Genomic DNA, 11082 nt, shown 5'->3' on the forward strand with positions numbered 1-11082 from the left:
TTACCATGCGCTGCGAGGTAGTTGGGTGGCTGTTATTGATTGACAGGCCAGCGAGCAAATACCAAGGAGCCATTGGTACCACCAAAGCCGAAGCTGTTGGATACTGCATACTGCAAGTTATCAACTTTGCGCGATTGATTAGCCACATAATCAAGGTTACAGTTGTCCTCGACATCATCTAGATTGATCGTAGGTGGTACATGCTGATGCTGTAGCGCAAGTACTGTAAAGATAGCTTCAACTCCACCAGCAGCACCAAGTAAGTGACCGGTCATCGATTTGGTTGAGCTAACTAAGATACTGTCTTTCACAGGAGAGAACACAGTTTCGATAGCAATAGACTCAGCAACATCACCAGCAGGGGTACTAGTACCATGAGCGTTGACATAACCGACGCTTGATGACTCGATACCAGCATCGTTTAGCGCATTTTGCATCGCTCTTGCCGCACCGCTACCGTCTTCTGGTGGTGCAGTAATATGACTGGCGTCATCGCTCATACCGAAACCGACTAGCTCTGCCAATATCGTTGCACCGCGCGCTTTGGCATGGGCAAGGCTTTCTAATACCACCACGCCAGCACCATCACCAAGGACAAACCCATCACGACCTTTATCAAACGGACGTGAAGCTTTAGTTGGCTCATCGTTGCGCGTAGATAGTGCGTGCATAGCACTGAAGCCAGCTATACCAAGTGGGCTAGAACCCTTTTCACTACCGCCTGCCAACATAACGTCAGCATCACCATAAGCGATCAAACGAGCAGCAAGACCCATAGCATGAGTCGCCGTGGTACAAGCCGTCGATGTCGCAAGGTTTGGGCCTTTTAACTTATGCTTAATCGCTACCAGTCCAGCGGCCATATTAACGATAGAGCCTGGAATGATAAAAGGTGAGACTTTGCCTGCGCCTTTTTCGTGTAGGGTATCACGACTGTTTTCAATCGTTTGGATACCGCCAATACCTGAACCTAAAATAATACCAAAGCGATCTTGGTCAACGCCTTGCACAGGCGCATCAGCAGCACTGACTTCATCGATAAAACCAGCGTGCTTTAGGGCCATGGCAGAAGCGGCAACCCCATAATGCATGAACTCATCATAGCGACGCGCATCTTTGGCATTCATATATTGCTTGGCATCAAAGTCTTTGATCACGCCTGCGATTTGCGCACGGTAGCCTGTGGCATCGAAATGCGTAATCGGTGAGATACCACTCTCGCCATTGAGCAATTTGGTCCATGAGCTATCGACGTCTAGACCGAGCGGCGTAATGGCGCCCATACCTGTGACTACCACACGCGTATCATCAGAACGCTCGTAGTGAGGTGGTTTTTGACGCGATTTATGTACAGGTGCTGCAGTCATATTATTTGTGTCATCAGTGGTGGCTTGGTCGATAGGTGAACTACTATTCTGGCTCATGCGATATATCCTATACTTACAGGTCCTAAGAGGATGGCGTTTCAAAAGTCATTATAAAACACATAGGTGCACGTATGTAAACTAAAATTTAACTGGTCAGGCAAAACATACTTGACCCAATACCACGCCTTTATTTGCACCAGTTACCGCTGGTAAATTACCAGTTTCACCCATCAATGTTTGTCTGGCCAACCATGCAAAAGCAACGGCCTCTACCCATGTTGGCGCAAGCCCTAAATGTTCAGTGGTTTTTACTGTGCAATGGGGTAGGTGTGCTTGCAGACGCGTCATTAAATAGTCATTCAATGCCCCGCCGCCGCAAACATATACTGAGCTGTTTTTGGCAGGGCTGACAAACATATTGATTTGCGTACTGGCACTGATAGCCGTTAGCTCAGTTAAGGTTGCTTGCACATCGGCGGCTGAATAACTGATGTTAGCATTGGCTTGCTCAAAAGCCTGTAGCTCGTCCTGCAACCAAGTTAAATTAAAGTCCTCACGACCTGTGCTTTTTGGATGAGACTGAGCAAAAAATGGATGTACCAAAAGTTGCTGTAATAATGGTTCAATGAGAGTTCCAGACTGTGCCCAAGCGCCACCTGCATCATAAGCATTGTCAGTATGCAAAGATATCCACGCATCCAATAATAAGTTGGCAGGACCCGTATCGTAGCCAACAACTTGATCTTTTTCATTGGCTGGCAAGACCGTTATGTTCGCAATCCCCCCTAAATTTAATAGCACACGTGTGCTATCGGGATTGGCAAATAATGCCTGATGAAATGCAGGTACTAAAGGCGCGCCTTGACCACCAACCGCCATGTCACGACGTCGGAAATCACTGACCACGCTGATACCTGTGCGCTCAGCGATAATATTGGCATCGACCAATTGCAACGTGAATCCCATCTGCGGGCGATGGCGTACGGTCTGTCCATGACAGCCAATCGCTAGCACTGACTCAGGATCGGTATTTGATTGCTGCAATAAAGTATTGACCACTTCGCTCGCGAACTCAGCGTACGCACGACTTGCCCAGCCGAACCAGTCCAATTCACTGTTTGGTTCATCGGCCTCTGGTACGAGTTGATTCACACCGTTCGGCTGACATAATGCCAATAATACTTCACCCAGACGTGACGGAAAGTTTTGGCTATAGGTTGCAAGCAGTCGCATCGGCGGTTGAGTGTTATCTTCGTTGCTTATCTCAGAATTAAACTGACAAAGAACAGCGTCCATACCATCCAAACTGGTGCCAGACATCATGCCAATATATAAGCCATCATCGAAGCTTTCAAATACGGTTTGCTCAAGGGCATCCGTTAAGGTGGCATAGTTCGAATTATCAGAGGTCAAATCATCAATATCGTCTGAAGGGTTATCCAAACCATTATTCATAAGCAAGTCTGCGAGGGCATTATGGTCAGTATCAGCAATCGATGCGGGGTTGGTCATGGCAATTTACCTTAAAAAACGCTAGTATATCCGTCAAATTCTAGCATTTTTTCCAACCTTTTGAGGTTCTAAACTTCCTAAGGTGTTGAGCCAGTAACCGTCATTCATAAAAATCCCAATTAAAGTGATATATAGAGAGCATCATGAGCAATCAAACTTACACCCTAGAAGAACAACTGGCCCTTATTCAGCGTGGCACACAAGAGATATTATCTGAAGATGACTTAGTGGCTAAGCTAAAGCTCAATCGCCCATTACGTATCAAGGCCGGCTTTGATCCTACCGCACCAGATCTGCATTTGGGTCACACAGTATTGATCAATAAGCTTAAGCATTTTCAAGATTTGGGTCATGAGATTTATTTTCTAATCGGTGACTATACGGCCAAGATTGGTGACCCTTCTGGCAAAAACAGCACGCGTCCACCGTTGACTGATGAGCAAATCAAAGCCAACGCCACGACTTATGCTGAACAAGTATTTAAAATCTTGGACAAAGAAAAGACTCGCGTGGTCTTTAACTCTGAATGGTTCAATGACATGAGCGCAGCTGACATGATTCAGCTTGCCAGTCAGCAAACCGTCTCGCGTATGCTAGAGCGTGATGACTTTTCAAAACGCTATGCATCACAAACGCCCATCTCTATCCATGAATTTCTTTATCCGTTAGTACAAGGCTACGATTCTATCGCCCTAAAAGCCGATGTTGAGCTTGGTGGTACCGATCAGACCTTTAACTTGCTAATGGGTCGCACGCTGCAAGGACGCTATGGCCAAGAACCACAAGTTTGTATCACTGTGCCAATCTTAGAAGGGTTGGATGGTGTCAATAAAATGTCCAAATCACTGGGCAACTATGTCGCGATCTACGACGCACCAGGCACCATGTATCAAAAAATCCTGTCGATGCCGGACACACTGATCCATCGCTACTTTGAGTTTTTAAGCTTTAAGCCAATGGAAGAAGTGGAAGGCTTGATGCGCGAAATGAAAGACGGGCGCAACCCACAAGAAATCAAACGTATCTTAGCTGAAGAGTTAATCGAGCGTTTTCATGATGCTGATGCCGCTGCCAATGCGCACAAATCAGCGGGTAACGTCTTAGCAGATGGCGAGCTACCAGTGGATTTGCCAGAAATTATGTTGGATCTAGAAGGGCAAGATGCGTTGTTTATCACTCAAATCCTGAACCAAGCTAAGCTCGCTAAAAACAACTCAGCTGCCAAAGACATGGTAAAACGTGGCGCGGTAAAAGTAGATGGCGAAGTCGTTGATGGTGGCTTTAGTCTAACCTCAGGTCAAACGGTCGTGATCCAGGCAGGTAAAAAGGCTTATGCAAAAGTAACGGTTGGTTAAATTAAAATAATACATTTACAAACTTGAACTATGAATGGAGATATAATATTAATTGTATCTCCACTTTCATTTGATTAGGAATTTTAGACATATATGGCAAGCCGTCAGCTAGTGACACATTCTCCTAAAGCTTTAACTCATTATCGAAAACAGATGTCGCTATCTGTAGATTTGCTTGCCAAAAAATCGAATACTAATTTGAAGAAAGTTCTCATAGGTGAAACAGAGTCCGAAGTTTTCACTGTGAAGCAGTTAGAGAGTATCGCTAAAACTCTCATTCTACCTACCTATTATCTTACAATGGATAAGGTCTATAGTAAAAATATCCCAAAGTATATTGATCATAGAAACTACTCAGATAAGAATTCGGATGATGAGGATTTATATGAGCTAAATAAACTGATTAGTGAAGTTTATAAAGATAGAGAGAACTTATTACATGTATATGATGCTATCGAAGAAAGCCTTGGAGGTTTCCAGTTAAGCTTATTAGGAAATAATGCACAGGAAGATGCTAAACGTATTCGAGATTTTCTAGACGTGGATAACGCTCGTTTGACTGTTGAAGGAAGCGACTACTATAAGTCATGGCGCTTATTATTAGAGAAAAAAGATGTTTTAGTTCTAGAGAAGTCTAGACTTAGTATAGGTTCAGAAGGTTTGTCTCTTTTCTATGATGTCTTACCTATTATAGTTATTATTACATCTGGTCAAACTCCATCAAGAAAACTCTTTACTTTAATTCATGAACTAGTACATTTAGGTCTAAGACAAAGTGCTTTAGATGGCTATATTTTGGAAGCTAACAATAAAACTGAAAATTATTGTAATGAAGTAGCAGGCCATGTATTAGTACCTACTTCAGTTATAAATGAAATTTATGATGAAAAAAAGCAATTAATCGAGAATATTGAGCACATTCGAAAAGCTATTAAAGTCAGTTATGATGCGATTGCTATACAATTAAAGCAAGTGGGAAAAATCTCACAGAACGACTTAAATACATATTTTGCTAATAAACAGAAAGAAATGGATGAAAAGGATAGTGGTTTCAGAGCTAGTTATAAAAAACATACTACCTATAATCACTTTGGTAAGATCTATATTCAGCAAGTGTTTTCAGCCGTTTGGGAGGATGCACTGAGTTTAGGTAGTGCCATGAGAATTCTAGGTATTGAAAAAATGAGTGATTTAGACCATCTAGAGAAGAAGGCCTTCACCTAATGACATTAATGTGTTGTGTGGATACTAATGCGTTATTAGATATATGCTATCGTTATTACCCTAATGATTCTTTTACAGGTCTATGGGATGGATTAGAGTCTGCTGTTATTGCAGGGCAAGTACGTTTTATTCAATCTGAGCATATTAATAAAGAAGTTGAAGGGAAGCTTGTTCAGTTTGGCTATCCTAGAAACAATTACGATGATTTCATAAAACGTCTGAAAGTAGATGTAATAAGAAACAGTGATTATGCTCAAGCTCTAATTAGCTTAAAAGGAGATTTAGCTAGTAATGTGCCTTTCATCACTAAAAAGCAAGGAACATTTCTAGATAACTTAGATGAAGACTTATCAAACATCTCAGTAGCATCTATCAAGAATGCGAAAGTTATTACTAGCGAACAGGGCTTTAATAAAGATATTACTAATCCAGTATTAAGCAAAAACACTCAATTAAAAATTCCTGATGTCTGTCGTTATAAAAATATTCCTTGTAGCAATTGGTTAGAAGTCTTCACTCACTTAGGTATGAGGTTTTAAATTATCATAATATCCCAAGGCATTTACCGCCATTACAAAGGTAGCCTTTATCAGGTCTTGCATACGGCGCAGCATTCAGAAACCGAAGAATCGCTAGTGGTATATCGTTGCCTATACGGTGAATATGGCGTGTGGGCACGTCCGCTTGCGATGTTTGCTGAAACGGTCACGGTCGATGGTAAAGAAATTCCGCGATTTGAATTGATCAAACCATTAAATGATTAATACTTAGCCAATGATTTAGATTGAATTTAGCGCAAAAAAACGACCCGTTGAGGTCGTTTTTTTTGTGTATTATCGCAAACTCACAATTGAGCGTTCAGAAACTCTTTCAATACTTTATAAAAACTAATTGGTGCATCCATCGGTACGGCATGCCCTGATGTTGGCAAAATAATACTGTGCGCATTGGGCAGCAGAGTGGTCAAACGCTGTTGCCACTCTGCATTATATAACTGCGAGCGCGCACCAATTAGTAAGGTAGTTGGAATGTTGACAGTGGGCAACACATCGCGGTAATCGTAGGGCAGCGCAACATAAGCAGATAGGCAACGCAGTTTATGTTGCCAAGTCGCATGCTCCATTAATGAGATTTTGTGCGGTGCCCGATAACTGAGGGCTTTTACCAATAATTGCGAAGGTTTGCTACTGACAGAGAGCAGAGAAAAAGAGCGCTCCATGTCTAATAAGTTTACTTTTAATCGATAGGGCAGGTGACGGAAGTCAACCATTTGCTCGGCTTGTAGATAAAGGGCAGTGTCGGTAATTAACTGTGTAAATTGCGCAAACAATTCGGTTTGTCGTGTACCAAATACACCGCCACCTTGCCAGTCTGGCTGATTATGAATAATCGGTGCTTGATCAATGTTCAGATAATGGCTCACGCGCTGAGTACCAAAGCGCTGAAAATACGCCCACATGACCAATGCTCCCATCGATATCGCGGCGACAGGAAAAGCCTCAAAGCCAGTTTCTTTACTCACGTATTCAAATACATCTTGGGTATCTTGTGCATATTGCTCAATAAAATCAAACGTTGGCAGCGTTAGGTTACTGGCCAAACCAAACCCTCTAAAATGCGGCAAGTAAAAACAGTAGTGCTGAATGAGCGGTAAAATAAATGGCAAAAATTGCCTCGCATCCATACCAAAAGCGTGCATTAATAGGACAGGTTTACCTTTGCCAATGACAGAGACGGGCAACAGCGTTCCATCAGCTGTTTGGACAGTAATGGTCTTTAGCTGGTAGGGAGTAGGAAAGGGTATGAGGTCTTTTTTCATAGAGTGATATCTCTTTGATTTTTTAAGCTGTCTCGGTCAATTTAGCTAAGAGAATATTGCAGTAGAGTACACCGCTACAAAATAGTTATACCGCGAATAAAAGACTGCTATATTAAAGCTGTCACCTGACCATAGCATAGAATTTGGCTAAGGGTAAAAGTTAACAGTGAGACGATACCAGTCTATGTATGGGCTGGAAATTATCGATGAGGATACAAGTGCATGAGCAGATCAACATTGCCATTACTCGATAGTAGCCTATATCCACAAGTATGGCAGCAGCAGACATTTACCAGTCCGCAAGCGCTTTTGCTATCGATGTTGTCTGCTACTTTGAGTAGAGAGGTCACAATTGATGCCAGTGCTTTTACCAAGCAGTTATTGGCAGACGATGTCTATCAAGAATGGATTAATACTACGGTGTTCGGGCGTTATTTACATCGTAACTTTACCGCATTTTATCAGCAGACAGAAGACAGTTTTAATACAGATATGCCTGCCTTGTTCCGTCAAGAACTAGTACGCCATGCGCAGTATTTACCATTAGGTCAGGTATTGTTTTTTGCAGGAGATATGCCCAAAAGTGTACGACAGACTAAGACGTTAACCACGACGGTAAATCCAGCAACGGCAATAATAAATGCTCAGAAAATGTCTCATAATCTGGCACAAAAGCTGACCGTGAATACTTCAAAGTTAATTATTAATCAGATAACCATCACTGGTAAGCAAGTATTAGGGTTTGCGATACGTCATAACAAGCGCACTAGCGAACGTCTGCGTAACGAAGTGCTGATTTTGGACTTTCAGGATTTGCGTTTGGTCAATGAGCAAGCTATTGAAGACATAAAAAAAAGCAATATAGATGACTCTATATTGCTTCGGTCTTATGAATTACGCTAACAGGTTTGGTGTTGATAAGTAATATATCGATAATCAACGCCAATACGTTAACCAATAAGGCAAATAGTATTAGTTTTGCTTGGCTATCGTCAGCCCATTATAGGTCTGGGCGACTGGCATTACTTCTAGACGGTTGACGTTAATATGAGCAGGTGACTCAATTAGCCATAACAAAATATCACCGATATCTTCACCTGTCATGGTTTTAAAGCCATCATAAACCTTGGCAGCTTTGTCATCGTCACCGTGATAGCGCACGTTTGAAAACTCAGTGCCAGCCACATTACCAGGTTCAAGATTGGTCACACGCACTTGGGTGCCAATCAGATCCGCTCGCAAGTTTAAGCTGAACTGTTTTACAAACGCTTTCGTTGCGCCGTAAACATTGCCACCAAAGTAAGGCCAGCTACCAGCAATCGAACCGACATTAATGATATAACCGCTATCGCGAGCTACCATCGCTGGCAAGACCGCATGAGTCAACGCCATCAAGCCTTTAATATTGGTATCAGTCATACGCATCCAGTCATCAAGATTGGCCTTGTGTGCAGGCTCTGTACCTAGTGCTAGTCCGGCATTATTGACCAAGACATCGATTTGTTTAAAACCATCAGGCAAGTCAGCAATGATGTGAGGGATAGAAGCTGTATCACTCACATCCATAACCACGGGTAAAAAAGCCTCACCTAAAGTCTCTGCCAAAGCATTCAGTTTATCAAGGCGTCTGGCGCAACCAATCACGCGATGGCCGTTAGCAACCAAACGCTCTGCCAACGCTTTACCAAAACCCGCGCTTGCTCCTGTAATCAATACGTTCATGATCTGTCCTTATTGTTGATACTGTCTGCTGTTGCCATAATTTTGATGACGGCTTTATTTACCCTAATGCAATTTATCTATTAGATAGCTGCTTACCAAAAATCTTATCACCAGCATCGCCTAAACCCGGGATGATGTAGCCGTGCTCGTCTAAATGGCTGTCTAACGCAGCAGTATAGATAGTCACGTCAGGATGCGCTTCATTTACTAAGCGTACGCCTTCAGGTGCAGCCACGAGTACCAATGCTTTAATATTAGTACAGCCATTTTTCTTTAGCATCTCGATGGTTGCAACCATTGAGCCGCCCGTGGCTAGCATTGGATCAATGATCAGCGCAGGACGTTTGTCCATGTGGCTCACGAATTTTTCAAAGAAAGGGACTGGCTGCAATGTTTCTTCATCACGTTGTAGACCGACCACAGAAATCTTAGCAGTAGGGATCAAGTCGAGCACCCCATCAAGCATGCCAATACCTGCGCGTAAAATCGGTACGATCGTTGCTGTCTTACCGATGATTTGCTCACCAGTGATTTCGCCACACCAGCCTTCCATTGGGAACGTTTCGATTTCAAAATCACGACTTGCTTCATAAGCCATCAAGCGCGCAAGCTCTTTGGTCAATGTACGAAATTTATAAGTACTACAGTCTTTTTCGCGCATAAGGCTGAGTTTATGACGGACTAGTGGATGATCGATTACCGTAATTTTTAAATCGCTGTTTAAGTCACTCATAGGTACTCTCTTGGTTTCTTGTCTGATGCTTGCGCAGTTACTGCGGTTGCTATTAGTATAAAAGATACAAACACTTACCGCACTTTAACCATATCTTCAGCTCATAAATAGTAAAGTTAAACCCTTCACAATCAAGCTAATAAACTACTTTACGACAGTGCTCATTTATCACAATGACAATATTTGCGTTCACAGCTGCCATCAAAGCCTAAGCAATTCAGGCTAAGTAAAATGATATCGCGCTGTTTAAGTCAACTGATTGAACCGACTAAGTTTGACTATATAACGTGATTATAAGTGAGGTAGTGTTTAGACTTGCTATGATACCAAAAAAACCGCTTTTCTGATGAAGAATATCATGACTATAAAAACACCAAGCACTCAAAAAACCACTGATACTGAATCGAAATTGTCTAATGACAAAGCCACAGAGCTCGAAACCCATCCTTTTGAGCCTGTCTTACCGCCAAATGCCACGGTCATGATGATGGGTACGTTTCCACCGACTGCTGATAAATGGGCGATGAGCTTTCATTATCCCAATTTTTATAATGATATGTGGCGGATATATGGCCGAGTATTTTTTGATGATGCTGACTACTTTAGAGTAGGCGATGAGAAGCGTTTTGACCCTGAGCGCATTCGAGATTTTATGTTCGAACGTGGTATTGCTTCTTGTCCGACAGTAAAGCAGGCCATTCGTGAGACGGGTAACGCTTCTGATAAAAATCTAACAGTAGTCACACCTGTTGATCTAGAGGTTATCTTGCCGCAAGTCCCAAAGGTAGAGTCATTGTTTACAACAGGAGGAAAGGCGACCGAAGTACTGCTTGGGTTATTAGACGAGCCGATTGCCAAATCAAAGCATCCGAAAACCAATCAAAGTATGGATTACCCTTATCAATGGCAAAGTACAGATAACCAGAAAGCTGATGTGAATAACCTAACCTTATATAGGTTACCGTCGACTTCACGTGCTTATCCACTATCGTTGGATAAAAAAGTAGCGGCGTATAAGGCGTTTTTTGAAAAGATGGGTAAGTTATAAAGTTCAATGGGTAAGTTATAAAGTTCAAATAGAGAAATGGTTGCTTTAATAGAAGATAAAGATCAAAGATTGTAAAAGGTATTTATCTAGTAAAGCTGAGCATTTTTGATGTTAGAAAGTATAGTAAATGACACATCTATAGTCAGTCTCTAAACCTATTGAAATTAATCAAACGATAACCCATTGAAAGAAATACAGATTTATTTATCTATTAAAATAAGATTAAAAACATTAATAAAACGGGTTGACACAAAAGATAAACCGTCTATAATACGCACCTCATCAAGACGAGCTGGAAAGCT

11 protein-coding genes are annotated in these 11082 nt (G+C 42.1%); 6 read left to right on the plus strand and 5 right to left on the minus strand.

What is annotated here, in order from left to right; all coding sequences use genetic code 11:
* Positions 1-32 precede the first annotated feature (32 nt).
* A complete protein-coding gene (gene fabF / locus ABFV72_RS10700; protein ID WP_296210241.1) occupies positions 33-1367 on the minus strand; it encodes a beta-ketoacyl-ACP synthase II in 1335 nt (444 codons plus the stop codon).
* 153 nt (positions 1368-1520) lie between these two features.
* Positions 1521-2879 carry an anhydro-N-acetylmuramic acid kinase gene (locus tag ABFV72_RS10705; protein ID WP_347163611.1) on the minus strand — a complete coding sequence of 453 codons (1359 nt, stop codon included), beginning with the start codon at positions 2877-2879 and terminating at the stop codon, positions 1521-1523.
* 143 nt (positions 2880-3022) lie between these two features.
* On the opposite strand from ABFV72_RS10705, the gene tyrS reads away from it, so the two are divergent.
* The 4 genes from tyrS (at position 3023) to ABFV72_RS10725 (ending at position 6222) form a co-directional block, all read left to right on the plus strand.
* On the plus strand, positions 3023-4234 hold the full coding sequence (gene tyrS, locus ABFV72_RS10710) for a tyrosine--tRNA ligase (RefSeq protein WP_347163613.1): 1212 nt from the start codon (positions 3023-3025) through the stop codon (positions 4232-4234).
* A 93-nt stretch (positions 4235-4327) separates the two neighbouring features.
* Positions 4328-5458 (plus strand): ImmA/IrrE family metallo-endopeptidase, encoded by a 1131-nt coding sequence (locus ABFV72_RS10715; RefSeq protein ID WP_347163614.1) that lies wholly within the window; start codon positions 4328-4330, stop codon positions 5456-5458.
* A gap of 17 nt (positions 5459-5475) precedes the next feature.
* Positions 5476-5997 (plus strand): DUF4411 family protein, encoded by a 522-nt coding sequence (locus tag ABFV72_RS10720; protein ID WP_347163615.1) that lies wholly within the window; start codon positions 5476-5478, stop codon positions 5995-5997.
* A complete protein-coding gene (locus tag ABFV72_RS10725) occupies positions 5998-6222 on the plus strand; it encodes a DUF1653 domain-containing protein (RefSeq protein WP_431192101.1) in 225 nt (74 codons plus the stop codon).
* An 80-nt stretch (positions 6223-6302) separates the two neighbouring features.
* On the opposite strand, the gene ABFV72_RS10730 is transcribed toward ABFV72_RS10725, so the two are convergent.
* A complete protein-coding gene (locus ABFV72_RS10730) occupies positions 6303-7277 on the minus strand; it encodes an alpha/beta fold hydrolase (RefSeq protein WP_347163617.1) in 975 nt (324 codons plus the stop codon).
* Between the two features lie 222 nt (positions 7278-7499).
* Between ABFV72_RS10730 and ABFV72_RS10735 the strand changes: the two genes are divergently transcribed.
* Positions 7500-8180: a hypothetical protein gene (locus ABFV72_RS10735; protein ID WP_347163618.1), complete on the plus strand. Its 681-nt coding sequence runs from the start codon at positions 7500-7502 to the stop codon at positions 8178-8180.
* A 69-nt stretch (positions 8181-8249) separates the two neighbouring features.
* Here ABFV72_RS10735 and ABFV72_RS10740 read toward each other — a convergent pair whose 3' ends face one another.
* Together ABFV72_RS10740 and upp are read right to left on the minus strand one after the other, a co-directional pair.
* Complete coding sequence (locus tag ABFV72_RS10740) at positions 8250-8999, minus strand: SDR family NAD(P)-dependent oxidoreductase (protein ID WP_347163619.1); 750 nt, start codon at positions 8997-8999, stop codon at positions 8250-8252.
* Positions 9000-9072: 73 nt separating this feature from the next.
* On the minus strand, positions 9073-9732 hold the full coding sequence (upp, locus tag ABFV72_RS10745) for a uracil phosphoribosyltransferase (protein ID WP_057761878.1): 660 nt from the start codon (positions 9730-9732) through the stop codon (positions 9073-9075).
* A gap of 481 nt (positions 9733-10213) precedes the next feature.
* Here upp and ABFV72_RS10750 point away from each other — a divergent pair, with 481 nt between their 5' ends.
* Complete coding sequence (locus ABFV72_RS10750) at positions 10214-10780, plus strand: DNA glycosylase (protein ID WP_347163632.1); 567 nt, start codon at positions 10214-10216, stop codon at positions 10778-10780.
* The last annotated feature ends 302 nt before the right edge of the window (positions 10781-11082 follow it).

It is taken from the genome of Psychrobacter proteolyticus (assembly GCF_039762275.1).
Classification (GTDB): domain Bacteria; phylum Pseudomonadota; class Gammaproteobacteria; order Pseudomonadales; family Moraxellaceae; genus Psychrobacter; species Psychrobacter proteolyticus_C.